The following is a 17,018-nucleotide window of genomic DNA, read 5'->3' as shown; positions in this document are numbered from 1 at the left end:
CCTGTCCGATGTCGTTCAGGGCCCGGTGCGCCAGCGCCTGTGGCCTGTTGGAGGGATGCGGCTGCTCCGGATGGAGACGGATGCTGCGGATCGCTCCGCGCGGCGGCGAGGTCCCGTGCGCTCCGAGGAGCGATCCGGACGATCCGTTCCGATCCGAGACATCCGCGTCCTCCCCAGGAGGCCAACAGGTCCGGCGCACCGACGCGTCCCGAGGGCGGTCACGCAGCACGATGCACGACGCACCCAGCCAGCCTCGCGAGCCCCGGCTCACGGCGCGGCGTCCGCCTTCGCGTCCAGCAGGTTCACGAACAGCCGCGCTGCGCCCGGGTTCCCCGCGGGCAGCTGCCGGAAGAGCGCGAGCGTCACGTAGACGTAGGTCCCGCGGCCGACCGGCGCGACGAGCAACGCGCCGCGGCTCTCCGGCTCGCCCGGGTCGTGCGACTCGATCACCGGATGGAACGCCGCGTCCCACGTCGTCGGCACGTACGTCGCGCGCTCCTGCACCCAGCCGTTCCAGTCGGCGGGCCCGATGCGGTTGGGCGTCGTCAGCACGCGCGCCGCGGCATCGAGCGCGGCGACCGGCGCCTCCTCGATCGTCACGCGGCGCACCGGCCGGTCGAGCGTGATCGCGTACGGCAGGAGCCCCGGGCGCAGGTACTCGTACGTCCCGAACTGCACCACCAGCGTGCCGCCCGCGCGCGCCCAGTCCAGCAGCCGCTGGTTGGTGGCCGCCAGCGCGTCGCTCGCCTCGTAGGCGCGCGGCCCGACGACGATCGTCGTGTAGCGCGACAGGTCCACGTCGCCCACGGTCGCGGCGTCCAGCACCGTCACGTCGAGGCCGAGCTGCGCCAGCATGGGCGCGACGTTGTCGCCGACGCCCGGGACGTACGCGATGCGCGCGCGCTGCGGCAGCGCCACGCTCACCGCCTGCAGCGTCACCTCGGCCGGCCGGTACAGGCGCTGCGGCCGCACGTGCGCGTAGTCCACCAGCTGGTAGCCCTCGGCGTAGCGCTCGCCGTTCGACTCCGCCACGGCGCGAACCGGATGGGCGCCCGCGCGCAGCGTGCCCCGCACGCGGAACGCGACGGCCGCCTGCGCACCGTACTTGGGCAGCGCGACGGTGCGCGCCGCGCTGTCGGCGGTGAGGCCGGCGGGCAGCGTCAGGCGCACGGTCGCCGTGCGGGCGCTGCTGTCCGCGGAGCGCAGCCGCACCAGCACCGTGCGGTCGATGGCCACGCCGGCGCGCGCGTACTCGATCGCGCGGTCGAACGTCACCGAGATCGCCGGCACCGCCGCCGCCGGCCGCGCGACCTCGCCGAGCACCGGGTCCACCGCGCGGTGCACGACGGGCGCCTCGGCCACCGTCACGGCGCCGTCCACCTCGACGCGCGCGACGACGTCCGCGGCGCTCGTCTGGCGCCACTCCTCGGGCGTGGCGGCGCCGCCGCCGATCGTGAACACGTCGCCGGCGCGCGGCGTGCGCAGCCACCACGGGCGCGTCGCATCCGTGGGCGTGATGGTGCCGCTGCGCGACTCGGCGCCGCCGGGCGCGACGACCACGCCCTCGGTCCCCGCCAGCAGGTCGGGCGCGCGCTCCAGCCCCTCCAGCTGCAGGCTGCGCACGCGCACCGGACGCGGGCCGCGGTTGTACACGGTGACCGTCACGCGCGCGGGCTGGCCGAGCACGAGGTGCTCGCGCGCGACCGTGGCGTCGATCTCGATGCCCGCGGCCAGCTGCACCGCGCGGTGCAGGCGCTGCAGCGTCGTGCGGCGCGCGGTCGCGAGGTCCGCGTCCGCCGCCGACCCGCCGCCCTCGCACGGGCTCGCGCACACCGCCTCCAGCAGGCGCTCGGCGCGCGCCAGCGAGGGGAGCAGCGCCTCGGGATGCCGCACGTCGAGCGCCGCGCGCGCCGCCGCGAACGCCGCCGGCAGCGAGTCCAGCGCCGCGCGTCGCGCGGGCTGTGCGACCACGCCGCGGAAGCGCGTCCAGGACGTGTCCATGCCGAGGAAGAGCGGTGCCTCGCCGTTCGTCGTCGCGGCGGTGGCGCCCGCGCCGTCGCGCGACGCCTCCAGCTTCATCGACACGGTCCACGCGCCCTTCCGCTGCTGCCCGCCCTGCCCCTGCGACTTGTGCTGGTCGCGGCTCACGACCGCGAGCTCCGCGTACGAGCGCCCCATCAGCGGATCGAACGCGCCCGCGTCGTAGCGGTGCGTCGCGCCCTCGTGGTTGCGGTAGCTGGTGTTGCGGTAGAACGCCTGCGGCGCCCACGCGGGCCCGAAGCCGCGCGTCGGGAAGCGCGCCGTGTCGGCGGCCGCGTCGTACGCCTCGCGCGCCAGGATGCCGCTCGCCTGGTGATGGCCGTGCCCGTCCGCCGGCGTGCCGCTGAAGATCGCGATCATCACGTGCGGCCGCGTCGCGCGCACCACGCGCACGACGTCGCCGAGCACCGAGTCCTTCGGCCAGTGGCGGAAGGTCTCCTCGGCGCTCTTGGAGAAGCCGAAGTCGAACGCGCGCGCGAACCACTGCCGTCCACCGTCCAGCCGCCGCGCGGCCAGCAGCTCCTCGGTGCGGATCGCGCCCAGCGCCTCGCCCAGCTCGTTGCCGATCAGGTTCTGGCCGCCGTCGCCGCGCGTCAGCGAGAGGTACGACGTCTCGACGTGGCGCGCGCGCGCGAGCCAGGTGATGAGGCGCGTGTCCTCGTCGTCGGGATGCGCGCCGACGATGAGCGCGCGCGTCGTGACACCGAGTCCTGCAACCGTGCTGGCAACCGCGGCGGCACCGCGCTCCTGCGCGCCGGCGAGCGACGCCGGCACTGCCAGACAGAGTGCGAGCCGGCGGGCGATCGATGCGAACGTCATGATGTTCGGGAATGGCGGAGAACGATGTTGCGGAGAACGATACGGCGGAGGACGATGGAGCGTGAAACGAGAAGGCGGACCTTCGCTTGAAGCTTCAAGCGCGAAGGGTCCGCCTTTCCGTTTCACGCCGTATCGGTTTCCGCCGTATCGGTTTCCGCCGTTCCGTCCTCCGCCTTATCGAGCCGACGCCTTCTGCTTGGAGGGTTCGGTGATCGCCAGCGCTTCCGCCACGATCCGCGCCTGCTCCGCCTTGTGCGCCGCCTCGTAGCCCTCGGCGGGGCTCGCGCGCTCCGGCCGGCCGACGTAGCCGAGCGACGCCGACGCGGGCAGCAGCGCGCGCAGGCGCGGCGCGACGAACGTCCACGCGCCCATGTTCTGCGGCTCCTCCTGCGCCCACACGACGTCGGTCGCCCTGCCGTAGCGCTCGAACAGCGCGCGCAGCGCGTCGGCCGGGAACGGGTACAGCTGGTCCACGCGCACCACCGCGACCGAGTCGGGCACCGGCTGCGCGGTCACGTCGTACCACATCTTCGCCGTGCACAGCACCACGCGGCGCACGCGCTCCGGCGCGGCGGCGGCGAGGTCCACCACCGGCTGCCATGCGCCCTCCGCCAGCTCGCTCAGGCGGCTCGCCGCGGCGGGGAGGCGCAGGAGCGACTTGGGCTGCATCAGCACCAGCGGGCGGCGCGGCTGCCGCTTCGCCTGCAGGCGCAGGATGTGGAAGTACTGCGCCGGCGTGCCCGGATAGGCGACCGTCATGTTCCCCTCGGCGCACAGCTGCAGGAAGCGCTCGAGGCGCGCCGACGAGTGCTCCGGCCCACCGCCCTCGTAGCCGTGCGGCAGCAGCAGCACGAGCCCCGAGTCCTGCGACCACTTGGCGCGGTCGGCGACCAGGAACTGGTCGATGATGACCTGCGCGACGTTCACGAAGTCGCCGTACTGCGCCTCCCACAGCGCCAGCGTGTCCGGCGCCGCGACCGAGAAGCCGTAGTCGAAGCCCATCACCGCCGTCTCGGTGAGCGGGCTGTTGTAGACCTCGAATGCCGCGCCGCGCTCGCGCAGGCTGGCGAGCGGCGTGTGCTTGTTGCCCGTGTTCGGATCGTGCAGCACCGCGTTGCGGTGGCCGAACGTGCCGCGCTCCGCGTCCTGGCCCGTGAGGCGCACGCCCGTGCCCTCGGTGACCAGCGACGCGAACGCCAGCGCCTCCGCCTGCCCCCACTCGATCCCGCCCTTGTCGCCGAGCGTCTCCGCGCGGCGGGCGAGGATCTTGGCGAGGCGCGGATGCGGCGTGAAGCCCTCGGGATACGTCAGCAGCTCGGTGTTGAGCGCCGTCAGGCGATCGGCCGGCACCGCGGTGACGACCGGCGGCGGCGGCGCGGCGGGCGCGCCCTCGGGCGAGTCGTCGTGCGCGGCCGTCGCCTGCTGCTTGGTGCGCTGGTGCGCCGCCTCGAAGACGGCGCGCACCTCGCGGTCGACCGCCTCCACGTCGTCGCCCGTCAGCAGCCCCTCGGCCACCAGGCGGTTTCCCCACACCTGGCGCGGCGTCGGGTGCTTGCGGATCACGTCGTAGAGCTTGGGCTGCGTGAACGCCGGCTCGTCGGTCTCGTTGTGGCCCCAGCGGCGGTAGCCCACGAGGTCGATCAGCACGTCCTTGCGGAACGCGTCGCGGAACGCGATCGCGATGCGCACGGCGATGATGCACGCCTCCGCGTCGTCCGCGTTGACGTGCAGCACCGGGATGTCGAAGCCCTTCGCGAGGTCGCTCGCGTAGTGCGTCGAGCGCGAGTCGATGGGATCGGTCGTGAAGCCGACCTGGTTGTTCGCGATCAGGTGCAGCGTGCCGCCCACGCGGTAGCCCGCGAGGCGCGACATGTTCAGCGTCTCCGCCACCACGCCCTCGCCGATGAACGCCGCGTCGCCGTGCACCGCGATCGGCAGCACGAGGCGCTCGTCGCGCTCCCACGGCGTGCCGGGCAGCCGCTGCGCCGCGCGCGCCACGCCGTCGATCAGGCAGCCCACGAACTCGAGGTGGCTCGGGTTGGGCACGAGCAGCAGCGCGACGTCCTGCCCGTCGACGGCGCGCGTGCCGCGATAGCCCATGTGGTACTTCACGTCGCCCGTCTCGCTCTCGCTGGCGGCGTCCGGGTGGCGCCCCTCGAACTCGCCGAACAGCGCCTCGTACGGCTTGCCCATGACGTGCGTCAGCACGTTGAGGCGGCCGCGGTGCGCCATCCCGATCACGACCTCGCGCGCGCCGCGACGCGCGCCCTGCGCGATCGCCTCGTCGAGCATCGGCACGAGCGCGTCGGTCCCCTCGATCGAGAAGCGCTTCTTCCCCTGGTACGCGAAGCCGAGGAAGCGCTCCAGCCCGTCGACCTCGGTGAGGCGGCGCAGCACCGCCCTGCGCTCGTCGGGCGTCAGCGGCGCGGTCAGCTCCTCGGCGCGCAGCATGCGCCGGAACCACTCGCGCTCCGCGTCGGCGGCGAGGTGCGAGTACTCCAGCGCGAGCGCCTTCGAGTAGCGGGAGCGCAGCATCGCGACGACGTCGGCCGCGGTCGCGAACCGCCCGTCGTCGAAGCCGAGCGCGGTCGCGGGCACGAGGGCGAGGTCGGCCTCGGTGATCCCGTAGTACTCGGGCGTCAGCTCGCGCGCGCCCAGCGGCGCCGACCCGAGCGGATCGAGCTGCACGGCCATGTGCCCGTGCTCGCGGATTCCCTGCACGAGCGCCGCGGCCGCGGCGGCCTTGCGCAGCAGGTCGGGATCGGCCGCGCCGCCCCCGGCGGCTCCCGTCGCGCGCGCGCCGCCGACGATGCCGGCCAGCGCCTCCGCGGTCTGGAAGTACTGGCGCCAGGACTCGTCCACCGACGCCGGATCGCGACGGTACGCCTCGAAGGCCTCGGCGATGTAGGCGTCGTTGAAGACGCTCGTGATGGCTGGAGAGCTCATGCCGCAAAATAACTGGTGAGGCGGAGGACGATACGGCGGAGGACGGAACGGCGGAAACCGATACGGCGTGAAACGGAACGGCGGACCCACCAGCTCGAAGCTTCGAGCCTGGAGGGTCCGCTTCATCGTTTCACGCCGTTCCGTCGTCCGCTTCACCGTCCTCCGCCGTTCCGTCCTCCGCTAATGGGGAGTCGTCGGGAGCACGAGCGTGAACGTCGACCCCTCCCCCACCACGGAGTCCACCGTGATCTCCCCGCCCAGCAGCTGCGCCAGCCGCTGCGAGATGTGGAGACCGAGGCCGGTGCCGCCGTACCGCCGGGTGAGGCCCGTGTCGAGCTGGCTGAACGCCCGGAACAGGCGCGGCCGGTCGGCGTCGGCGATCCCCACGCCGGTGTCCGCGACCGCGAGCCGCACGTGGCCGTCGTCCGCGCACACCGTCAGCGACACGCGCCCGCGGTCCGTGAACTTCACCGCGTTCGCGCCCAGGTTCACCAGGATCTGCCGCACCTTGTCCGGGTCCGTCGTCAGCGGCGGCGGCAGCGGCGGCACCTCGACGCGGAACTCCAGCCCCTTCTGCTTCGCCAGCGGCTCCACCACCGCCACCACCGACTGCACCACCTCGGCGACGTCCACGGGGATGCACCGCACCAGCTCGCGCCCCGCCTCCAGGCTCGAGAAGGTGAGGATCTCCTCGATCATCGCCGTCAGCTGGTGGGTCACGCCGCGCATGCGCTCCACGACGTCGTGCTGGTCGCTGGTCAGCGGCCCCAGGATCTCGTCGGCCAGCAGCTCGCCGTAGCCCGTGAGCGCCGTCAGCGGCGTGCGCAGCTCGTGGCTCACCGTCGCCAGGAAGCTGCTCGACGTGCGGCTCGCGGCGTGCGCGGCCTCCACCAGCCGCGCCTTCCAGAGCGCCAGCGACGCGTGGTCTGCGACCACCCGCAGCAGCTCCTCGTCGTGCCGCCCGAACGGCGGTGCCGTCGCCCGGCGCGAGATGGCGAGCACGCCCAGCAGCTCCCCGTGCGCGGCCAGCGGCGCGAGCAGGATCGCGCCCACCGGCTGCCCGTCGGACAGCTGGCCGCAGAAGGCCGAGTCGTGCGCTTCGGAGGCCTCGACGGCGAGCAGGCTCACCTCGCCGCGCGCGCGGAACGCCTCCAGCAGCCGGCCGGTGAGCGTCCCCTCCAGCGGGAAGGTGTGGTCGAGCACCTCGGGCGGATGCCCCAGGCTGGCGATGAAGCGCCCCTCGGTCTCGCCGATCTCGGCCACCGTGGCGCCCTGCGCGTGGCAGAGCGCCATCGCCGCCTCGCACAGCGCCACCAGCAGCGGCCCCGAGTCGGCCACGGCGGCCATCGCCCGCGCCAGCTCGCGCAGCCGCTCGTTCTCCTCGCTGCGGGCGGCCAGCTCGCGCTGCTCGCGCTCGCGGCGGCCGACCTCCGTGAACAGCACGACGATCCCGCCCGCGCCGGCACCCGCCGGGTCGTCCACGGGGTAGCTGCGCGTGTCGAACCAGCCGGCCGTCGGCCCGCCGATACGCTTTGGCAACGGGACCGAGCGGAGCTCCATCTGCGCGCGCTTCTCCATCGTCGCGTGCCAGGCCGCGTCCACGGACGAGCCGGCGAGCGTCGGGAACACGTCCCACACCGGGCGCCCCACCATCTCGGCGCGCGGGGTGGCCGTGATCCGCTCGGCTGCGGCGTTGACGTAGGTGAGGCGCCAGGCGGCGTCGAGGACGAACAGCCCCTCGCCGATGCTCTCCAGCAGCCAGTCGGACGCGGCGTGCAGCGCCGGCGGCGTGCCCGGCTCGGCGAGCGCGGCCGTAGAGGGGGCGGCCGGGGGGCCGTCCGCGTCGTGCGACCGCGCGTTCTGGTCGAAGCTCGTCACGATCCTACGTTACGCCGGGCGCGGGTGGGACGTTGCTGCGTGCAAGTGCCGCAGGCCGGCTATTCGGCGACGCGCGGCGCCCGGGCGGGCAGCTGCAGACGGAAGGTACTGCCGTGCCCCAGCTGCGACTCGGCGGTCAGCTGGCCACCCAGCAGCTCCGCGAGACGCTTCGAGATCGGCAGGCCCAGTCCCGTACCCGTGGGCTGCCCGGTGTTGCCGCTGTGCGCGAGCTGGACGAACTCGTCGAAGATGCGCGGCAGGTCGTCGGGGGCGATGCCGGGCCCGTGGTCGCGGACCGCGAGCTCCAGCCCGCCGTCCTCGCGCGGGTGGCTCGTGACCGCGATCGGCTTGCCGGCGCCGAACTTGATCGCGTTCGAGAGCAGGTTGAGCAGGATCTGCCGCACGCGCCGCGGATCGGTGTCGAGCGTGACGTGCTGGGCGTCGTGCAGCAGCGTCAGCTCGCTCCCGTGCTCGTCGGCCATCGGGCGCACGGTGACGAACAGGTCCTCGATCAGCGCCGGGAACGCCGTCGGCTGCACCGACAGCTCGAACTTCCCCGCCTCGATCTTGGACAGGTCGAGGACGTCGTTCACCAGCTCCAGCAGGTGGCGCGCGGCGTGGTGCGTGCGCGCGATGCCGTGCTGCTGCTGGTCGCTCAGCGGCCCGTAGATGCCGTCGAGCAGCAGCGTGTTGTAGCCGATGATGGCGTTGATCGGCGTGCGCAGCTCATGGCTCATCGACGCGTAGAAGCGGCTCCGCGACGCCATCGCGCGCTCCAGCGCCGCCTGCCGCGCCTGCAGCTCCTCGTTGAGCCCCTTCAGCTCCGCGTTCAACGCCTCCAGCTCCGCCGCCGTGCGCGCCTCCTGCTCCAGCAGGCGCGCGCGCATCGAGAGCTCCAGCTCGCGCCGCTCGCTCTCGCGCAGCGCCTGCTCCTGCCGCCGCAGCTGCTCGCGCTTGTGGTGCATCTCGACGAACACCGAGACCTTGGAGCGCAGCACCTCGGGGTTGAACGGCTTGAACAGGTAGTCCACCGCGCCGACCTCGTAGCCGCGGTAGACGTACGCGTCCTCCTTGTTGATCGCGGTCAGGAAGATGATCGGGATCGCGCGCGAGCGCTCGCGCGCCTTGATCAGCTCCGCGGCCTCGAAGCCGTTCATCCCCGGCATCTGCACGTCGAGCAGGATGAGCGCGAAGTCCTGCACCAGCAGCCGGCGCAGCGCCTCCTCGCCCGACGTCGCGCGCACCAGGTGCTGGCCCAGCGGCTCGAGGATCGCCTCCAGCGCCAGCAGGTTCTCCGGCCGGTCGTCGACCAGCAGGATGCTCACGGGCTCGGGCGGCTCGCCGGCGTGCGGGTCGAGCAGCGGGCCCCACTCGGCCGTCGTGGCCAGGGAGGCCGGCGTCTGGGACGCCTGCGGGGCCGGGGGCAGGTCCACCTCGAGATCCTGCTCGACGTCCTGGCTCACCGCGCCTCCCACCGCGCGCGCGCCCGCTGGCTGTCCGGCGTCGTCGCCAGCGCGGCGATCCGGGCGGCGATCTCCGGCAGCGGCGCGACGCTCCACCGGTCGCGCGGCGCGCCGTCGAGCGCGCGCAGCCCGGCCTCGGGCATCGTGCGCACCTCGGCGGTCGCCGGGTCCTGGACGATCGCGCGGCCGCCCTTGTCGACGATGTGGCGCAGCCCGCGGGCCCCGTCGTCGTTGGCGCCGGTCAGGAGCACGCCGATGGCCGCCGCGCCGCCGCTGTCGGCGGCGCTGGCCAGGGCCACGTCGATGGACGGGCGGCTGTAGCGCACGGCGGCGTCCATCGAGAGCGAGAAGTGGTCGTCGTCCACCAGCAGATGATAGTCGGGCGGCGCCACGTAGACGTGCCCCGGGAGGATCGGCTCCTTGTCCTCGACGTCCCGGACGTGGAGCGTGGTGACGCTCTGCAGCAGCCCCACCAGCAGGCCGTCGCTCTCCTTCGCCCGGTGCTGGACGATGGCCACGGGGGTGTCGAAGTCCCGCGGGAGCGCGGCCAGAATGGTACTCACGGCGTGCAGCCCGCCCCAGGAGGCGCCGATGATGACCAGCGGCCGGGCCCCGGCCCCCGTCTCGGCCGCCGTCGACGGCGGCCGCCCCGTCGCCCGCCCCCGCTCCACGTCACCGCACCTTGCGGTAGACCTTCTCGGCCGGCGCGAGCTGCTCGAAGCACTCCTCGAAGGCCGAGAACCGCAGCGTCTCCTTCCCGCCCAGCGCCAGCACGCCGAACTTGGCCAGGCTGTCGTAGAAGAGCCGGTGGACGCGCGTCTGCAGCGACTTGTCGAAGTAGATGAGCACGTTCCGGCAGAGGATCGCGTTGAACTCGCTGAACGAGCGGTCGGTGACGAGGTTGTGCTGCGCGAAGACGACGTTCCGCAGCAGCGCCGGGTCGAACAGCGCGCCGTCGTAGCCCGCCGTGTAGTACTCGGAGAACGAGCGCCGCCCCCCGGCCCGGATGTAGTTGTCCGTGTACTCCTGCATCCGCTCGAGCGGGAAGATCCCGGCCCTGGCCTGGCGCAGCACCCGCTCGTTCATGTCGGTGGCGTAGATGCGGGCCCGGTCGTACAGCCCCTCCTCCTCCAGGAGGATCGCCATCGAGTACACCTCCTCCCCCGTCGAGCACCCTGCGTGCCAGATGCGGAAGAAGGGATACGTGCGCAGCAGCGGGACGACCTTCTCCCGGAAGGCGAGGAAGAAGTTCGGGTCCCGGAACATCGCGGTGACGTTGACCGACAGGTCGTCCAGCAGCCGGTCGAGCACCTCCGGGTCGTGCAGCACCGCCGCCTGCAGGTCGCTCACCGTCTCCAGCCGCTCCGCCTGGATCCGCTTCCACGCCCGCCGCCGCAGCGACGCGTACGCGTAGCCGCGGAAGTCGAACCCGTAGTGCCGGTAGACGGCTTCCAGCAGCAGCTCGATCTCGAGCCGCTCCAGGGCGGGGTCGTAGGTGGTGGGGGCGGAGGGCAGAGTCATGAACTGCGCGTTGCTGCGGAGGACGGAACGGCGGAGAACGGAACCGCGTCGAACGGAACGGCGGAGTACGCAACGGCGGGGCCGCCGGCTCGCCCCACCGTCTCACGCCCTTCCGTCATCCGCTCCACCGTCCTCCGCCATTCCGTCCTCCGCCTCACCGACCTTACCGGTAGAGCCAGACGCGCAGCAGCGACAGCAGCTGCTCCTGGTCCACCGGCTTCGTGATGTAGTCGCTGGCGCCCGCCGCGATGCACTTCTCGCGGTCCCCCTTCATCGCCTTCGCCGTCAGCGCGATGATCGGCAGCGACCGGAACTCCGGCTGCTGGCGGATCGCCCGCGTCGTCTCGTAGCCGTCCATCTCGGGCATCATCACGTCCATCAGCACCAGGTCGACCTCCTGCGGGTGCTGCCCCAGCCACGCCAAGGCGTCCTTCCCGTTCTCGGCGAACGACACCTCGACGCCGTGCTCCTCCAGCATGCTGGTGAGCGAGAAGATGTTGCGCACGTCGTCGTCGACCACGAGCACGCGCTTGCCGTGGAACACCGCGTCCGCCGTGTGCAGCCGCTCCAGCATGCGGCGCTTCTGCTCCGGCAGGTTCGCCTCCACGCGGTGGAGGAAGAGCGCCGTCTCGTCGAGCAGCCGCTCCGGGCTCTTCACGTCCTTGACGATGATCGTCTCGGCGTACTTGCGCAGGCGCGTCTCCTCGGCCGGCGAGAGCGCCTTCCCCGTGTAGACGATGATCGGCAGGTCGTGCCGCGACTCGTCGCCCTTCACCTTCTCCAGCAGCTCGAACCCGTTCATCTCCGCGAGGCCGAGGTCGAGCACCATGCAGTCGTACGGCGTGCGCGCGAGCTCCTCGAGCGCCGCCTCGGCGCTGTCGACCGCGGTGATCTCGACGTCCTCGTGGCCGATCAGCGCCACGATCGCCTCGCGCTGCGCCGCGTCGTCCTCGACGACGAGCAGCCGCTTCACGCGCGCGTCCAGGAAGCGCGAGATGCGCCCGAACGCGTCGTCCAGCGCCTCCTTCGACACCGGCTTCTCGAGGTAGGCGATCGCGCCCGCCTTGAGGCCCTCGTGCCGCCGCTCCACGCCCGAGATGATGTGCACCGGGATGTGGCGCGTGTCGGGGTGCTTCTTCAGCCGCTCCAGCACCGCGAAGCCGTCCACGCCCGGCATGTCGATGTCGAGCGTGATCGCGTCCGGCTGGTACTGGTGCGCCAGGTCCACGCCCGTGCGGCCGTCGAGCGCGACCAGCCCCTTGAAGCCCTTCTCGCGCGCCATCTCGAGCAGGACCTTCGCGAAGCTCATGTCGTTCTCCACCACCAGCACCACCGTGTCCCCCTCCTGCACCGCGTCGCGGTCGTCCTCGGCGGGGTTCGGGAGGTCGGTGGTGAGCGGCGCGCGGCGGTCGTCGTCCTCGTCCACGTCGCGGTCGGGTGCCAGCGTCGCCGTCCCCGAGAGCGCGTCGTCGTCGTCGGTCATCCCGCGCCAGCCGATGTCCTCGGGGGCCGACGCCTCCACGCTACCGGCGGCACCGGTGCCGCCGCCGCCGGTCAGCCGGCGGCGCGCCAGCGCGCGCGCGCCCGGCGACTCGAGCTTGGGCATCAGGCCGCCCGTCGGGCCGCCGCGCACCGGCGTCGGACGCCGGCCGGCCGCGTGCTGCTCCGCGTCCGGATCGACGTAGGTCGCCGGCAGGAACAGGGTGAACGTGCTCCCCTGCCCCGGCACGCTCTCGACGCGGATCTCGCCGCCCAGCAGGCGCGCGATCTCGCGGCTGATCGAGAGGCCCAGGCCCGTGCCGCCGTACTTGCGGCTGGTCGTGCCGTCGGCCTGCTGGAACGCCTCGAAGATCAGCTGCTGCTTGTCCTTCGCGATGCCGATGCCCGTGTCCGCGACCGCGAACGCGAGCACCGTCTCCGCGCGGTCCAGGATGCGGTTGGCGAAGCGGCGGCCCGTCTCGGCGCGCCGCACCGTGAGCGTGACCGCGCCGTGCTCGGTGAACTTGAACGCGTTCGAGAGCAGGTTCTTGAGCACCTGGTTGAGCCGCTGCCCGTCGGTGACGAGCGACTCCGGCGTGCCGGGCAGCATCTCGACCTTGAACTCGAGCCCCTTCGACTCCGCCACCGGGCGGAAGGTGCGCTCCGCGAAGTCGCGCACCGAGTCGATGCGCACGTCCGTCGGCACGACCTCCATCTTCCCCGCCTCGACCTTCGACAGGTCGAGCACGTCGTTGATGAGGTTGAGCAGGTCCGAGCCGGAGCCGAGGATCGTGCGCGCGAACTCGACCTGCTTCGGGTTGAGGTTCCCTTCCTTGTTCTCGGCCAGCAGGCGGGCGAGGATCAGCAGCGAGTTGAGCGGCGTGCGCAGCTCGTGGCTCATGTTCGCCAGGAACTCGCTCTTGTACTTCGAAGAGAGCGCCAGCTGCGACGCCTTCTCCTCGAGCGCCTGCCGCGCCGCCTCGACCTCGTTGTTCTTCTGCTCGACCTTCTTGTTCTGCTCCGCGAGCAGCGCGGCCTTCTCCTCCAGCTCCTCGTTGACCTGCTGCAGCTCCTCCTGCTGGTCGCGCAGCAGCTCCTCGGACGCGCGCAGCGACTTGGCCTGCGCCTCCAGCTCGGAGTTGGACTTCTTCAGCTCGTCCTGCTGGCGCCGCAGCTCCTCGGACTGGCTCTGCAGCTCGTGCGTGAGCTGCTGCGACTGCTGGAGCAGCTCCTCCGTGCGCATGTTCGCCTGGATCATGTTCAGCACGACGCCGATCGACTCCTGCAGCTGGTCGAGGAACGTCTGGTGGATCGTGCTGAAGGGGAGGAAGCTCCCCAGCTCGACGACGGCCTTCACGTCGCCCTCGAACAGGATCGGCAGGACGATGATGTTGCGCGGCGGCGCCTCGCCCAGCCCCGACGTGATCGTGATGTAGTCGTCGGGGACGTTCGTGAGGAGGATCGGCTTCTTCTCCAGCGCGCTCTGGCCGACCAGGCCCTCGCCCAGGTGCCAGACGTTGCCCAGGTGCTTGCGCGCCTTGAAGGCGTAGCTGGCGATCAGGCGCAGCGCGCTGCCGCCGTCCTCCTGCTCGACGATGTAGAACGCGCCCGTGCGCGCCTGCACCAGCGGCGTGAGCTCGTTCATCACGAGGCGCGCGACCGCGTCGAGGTCCTTCTGGCCCTGCATGAGGCGGCTGAAGCGCGCGAGGTTGGTCTTGAGCCAGTCCTGCTCCTCGTTGCGCTCGGTCGTCTCCTTCAGGTTGGCGATCATCTGGTTGATGTTCTTCTTCAGCTCATCAACCTCGCCGACGGCGGGCACCGTGACCATGCGCGACAGGTCGCCGCGCGTCACGGCGGTCGCGACCTCCGCGATGGCGCGCACCTGCACCGTCAGCGAGCTCGCCATGGCGTTCACGTTGTCGGTGAGCGCCTTCCACGTGCCCGCGACGTCCGGCACGACGGCCTGGCCACCGAGCTTGCCCTCCGTGCCCACCTCCTTCGCGACGCGCGTCACCTCGTCGGCGAAGACGCGGAGCCGGTCCACCATGTCGTTGATGGTGTCCTTCAGCTCGAGCACCTCGCCGCGCGCCTCGACGGTGATCTTCTGACTCAGGTCGCCGTTCGCGACGGCGATCGTGACGTCCTTGATGTTGCGGACCTGGCCCGTGAGGTTCTGGGCCATCGTGTTCACGTTGTCGGTCAGGTCGCGCCACACGCCGGCGGCGCCGATCACCTTCGCCTGGCCGCCCAGCTTGCCCTCGGTGCCCACCTCGCGCGCCACGCGGGTCACCTCGCCCGCGAAGGCGTTGAGCTGGTCCACCATCGTGTTGATCACGTCCTTGATCTGCAGGATCTCGCCGCGCACGTCGGCGGTGATCTTGCGCGTCAGGTCGCCGCGCGCGATGGCGGTGGCGACGCCCGACACGTCGCGCAGCTGCACGGTCAGGTTGCCGGCCAGCTGGTTCACGTTGTCGGTCAGCTCCTTCCACGTGCCGGCGACGCCCTGCACCTGCGCCTGGCCGCCCAGTCGGCCTTCCGTGCCCACCTCCTTCGCGACGCGCGTGACCTCGTCGGCGAAGGTGCGCAGCCGGTCGACCATCTGGTTGATGGTGGTCTTCAGCTCCTGCATCTCACCGCGCGCCTCCACGGTGATCTTCTGCGTCAGGTCGCCGTTGGCGACGGCCGTCGTGACGTAGGCGATGTTGCGCACCTGGTTGGTCAGGTTGCTCGCCATGGCGTTCACGTTGTCCGTCAGGTCCTTCCAGGTGCCGCTGACGCCTTCCACCTTCGCCTGGCCGCCGAGCACACCTTCCGTACCCACTTCCTTCGCGACGCGCGTCACCTCGGCCGAGAAGGCGGAGAGCTGGTCCACCATGACGTTGATGGTGTTCTTCAGCTCGAGCACCTCGCCCTTCACGTCCACGGTGATCTTCTTCGACAGGTCACCGCGCGCCACGGCCGTCGTCACCTCGGCGATGTTGCGCACCTGCGCGGTGAGCGAGCCGGCCATGAAGTTCACCGTGTCGGTGAGGTCCTTCCACGTGCCGGCCACGCCCTGCACGTTGGCCTGACCCCCCAGCCGTCCCTCGCTGCCCACCTCGCGCGCCACGCGCGTCACCTCGGCGGCGAACGAGTTGAGCTGGTCGACCATCGTGTTGATGACCTCCTTGATCTGGAGCACCTCGCCGCGCGCCTCGACCGTGATCTTGCGCGACAGGTCGCCCTGCTGAATCGCGCTCGCCACGCCGGACACGTCGCGCAGCTGCACCGTCAGGTTGCCGGCCAGCTGGTTCACGTTGTCGGTGAGGTCCTTCCAGGTGCCGGCGACGCCGGGCACGCTCGCCTGACCACCCAGGCGCCCTTCCGTGCCCACCTCGCGGGCCACGCGCGTCACCTCGCTGGCGAAGGCGTTGAGCTGGTCCACCATCGTGTTGACGGTGTTCTTGAGCTCCAGCACCTCGCCGCGGACGTCCACCGTGATCTTGCGCGACAGGTCGCCGCGCGCCACGGCCGTGGTCACCTCGGCGATGTTGCGCACCTGCGTGGTGAGCGACGTCGCCATGAAGTTCACGCTGTCCGTCAGGTCCTTCCACGTGCCGGCGACGCCCGGCACGCTCGCCTGGCCGCCCAGCACGCCCTCCGTGCCCACCTCGCGCGCCACGCGCGTCACCTCGCTCGAGAAGCCGTTGAGCTGGTCCACCATCCGGTTGATGGTGTTCTTCAGCTCGAGCACCTCGCCGCGCACCTCCACCGTGATCTTCTGACTCAGGTCGCCGTTGGCGACGGCCGTCGTCACGAGGGCGATGTTTCGCACCTGGTTCGTCAGGTTGCTCGCCATCGCGTTCACGTTGTCGGTCAGGTCGCGCCACGTGCCGGCGACGCCGGGCACCTGCGCCTGACCGCCCAGGCGTCCCTCGGTGCCCACCTCGCGGGCCACGCGGGTCACCTCGTCGGCGAACGTGCGCAGCTGGTCCACCATCGTGTTGATGGTCTCCTTCAGCTCGAGCACCTCGCCCTTCACGTCCACCGTGATCTTCTTCGACAGGTCGCCGCCGGCGACGGCCTTCGTGACCTCGGCGATGTTTCGCACCTGCGTCGTGAGCGACGAGGCCATCGCGTTCACGCTGTCCGTCAGGTCCTTCCAGGTGCCGGCCACGCCGGGCACGTTGGCCTGACCGCCCAGCCGCCCTTCGGTGCCCACCTCTCGCGCCACGCGCGTCACCTCGGACGCGAAGGCGCGGAGCTGGTCCACCATCTTGTTCACCGTCGTGCCGATGCGCAGGAACTCGCCCTGCACGGATCGGCCGCTCATCTCGAGCACCATCTTCTGCGACAGGTCGCCCTCGGCCACCGCGCTGAGCACGCGGCCGACCTCCGTCGTCGGCTGCAGCACGTCGGCGATGAGCGCGTTGAGCGCGTCGACCGTGACGCCCCAGCCGCCGGTCGCGCCGGGGAGCGCCACGCGCTCGCCCATCTGCCCCTCGCGACCCACCGTGCGGCTGACGCGCACGATCTCGTCGTTCAGCCCCGAGTGCAGCCCGGCGACGTCGTCGAACAGGTCGAAGATCTCCGCGATCTCCGGATCGTCCGAGCGGCCCAGGCGGAAGGTGAAGTCGCCGTCGCGCAGCCGACGCAGCCCCTCGCGCAGCCGGTCGAGGTCCGAGTCGCGGCCGCGGCGCGTGACCGTCGCCCCGCCGTTGCCGCGCCGCGCGCCGCGCGCGGACGGCGCGTCGGTCGCGACGGTGGCGGAGACCGTCAGCTCGGCCGGCGCGACGGTCGCGGGCCGCGCCGGGCGCCGCGCGGCGCCGGAGCGGCCGTTGCCGTTGCCATTGCCGTTGCCCGCGCCGTTGCCGTCGCCCTGCGCGGCGGCGC

General features: G+C 72.0%; 7 protein-coding genes. All 7 read right to left on the bottom strand.

Annotated elements, in window-relative coordinates:
* Positions 1 to 267: 267 nt before the first annotated feature.
* The 7 genes from rosag_RS02650 to rosag_RS02620 all read right to left on the bottom strand — a co-directional run bounded on the left by rosag_RS02650 (position 268) and on the right by rosag_RS02620 (position 16,905).
* Positions 268 to 2,859, bottom strand: coding sequence for a PIG-L family deacetylase (locus rosag_RS02650; protein WP_284348468.1), 2,592 nt, complete (start codon positions 2,857 to 2,859; stop codon positions 268 to 270).
* 174 nt (positions 2,860 to 3,033) lie between these two features.
* Positions 3,034 to 5,805 carry a 2-oxoglutarate dehydrogenase E1 component gene (locus rosag_RS02645; RefSeq protein WP_284348467.1) on the bottom strand — a complete coding sequence of 924 codons (2,772 nt, stop codon included), beginning with the start codon at positions 5,803 to 5,805 and terminating at the stop codon, positions 3,034 to 3,036.
* A gap of 180 nt (positions 5,806 to 5,985) precedes the next feature.
* Positions 5,986 to 7,683, bottom strand: a complete 1,698-nt coding sequence (locus tag rosag_RS02640; protein WP_284348466.1) for a PAS domain-containing sensor histidine kinase — start codon at positions 7,681 to 7,683, stop codon at positions 5,986 to 5,988.
* Between the two features lie 59 nt (positions 7,684 to 7,742).
* Positions 7,743 to 9,146, bottom strand: coding sequence for an ATP-binding response regulator (locus rosag_RS02635; RefSeq protein WP_284348465.1), 1,404 nt, complete (start codon positions 9,144 to 9,146; stop codon positions 7,743 to 7,745).
* Positions 9,143 to 9,739 (bottom strand): chemotaxis protein CheB, encoded by a 597-nt coding sequence (locus rosag_RS02630; protein WP_345784813.1) that lies wholly within the window; start codon positions 9,737 to 9,739, stop codon positions 9,143 to 9,145. The genes rosag_RS02635 and rosag_RS02630 overlap by 4 nt, the downstream gene beginning before the upstream one ends.
* Positions 9,740 to 9,818: 79 nt before the next feature.
* Complete coding sequence (locus tag rosag_RS02625; protein ID WP_284348463.1) at positions 9,819 to 10,667, bottom strand: CheR family methyltransferase; 849 nt, start codon at positions 10,665 to 10,667, stop codon at positions 9,819 to 9,821.
* A gap of 163 nt (positions 10,668 to 10,830) precedes the next feature.
* On the bottom strand, positions 10,831 to 16,905 hold the full coding sequence (locus rosag_RS02620; protein ID WP_486666786.1) for a hybrid sensor histidine kinase/response regulator: 6,075 nt from the start codon (positions 16,903 to 16,905) through the stop codon (positions 10,831 to 10,833).
* Between the last annotated feature and the right edge of the window lie 113 nt (positions 16,906 to 17,018).

The organism is Roseisolibacter agri (genome assembly GCF_030159095.1).
Taxonomy (GTDB): Bacteria; Gemmatimonadota; Gemmatimonadetes; order Gemmatimonadales; family Gemmatimonadaceae; genus Roseisolibacter; species Roseisolibacter agri.
Note: the sequence above shows the minus strand (reverse complement) of the source record. Positions and strands in the feature narration are given on the sequence as shown.

Coding starts and splice junctions, on each gene's coding strand:
- rosag_RS02645 (WP_284348467.1), bottom strand. CDS start 5,805: ATGAGCTCTCCAGCCATCACGAGCGTCTTCAACGACGCCTACATCGCC.
- rosag_RS02625 (WP_284348463.1), bottom strand. CDS start 10,667: ATGACTCTGCCCTCCGCCCCCACCACCTACGACCCCGCCCTGGAGCGG.
- rosag_RS02650 (WP_284348468.1), bottom strand. CDS start 2,859: ATGACGTTCGCATCGATCGCCCGCCGGCTCGCACTCTGTCTGGCAGTG.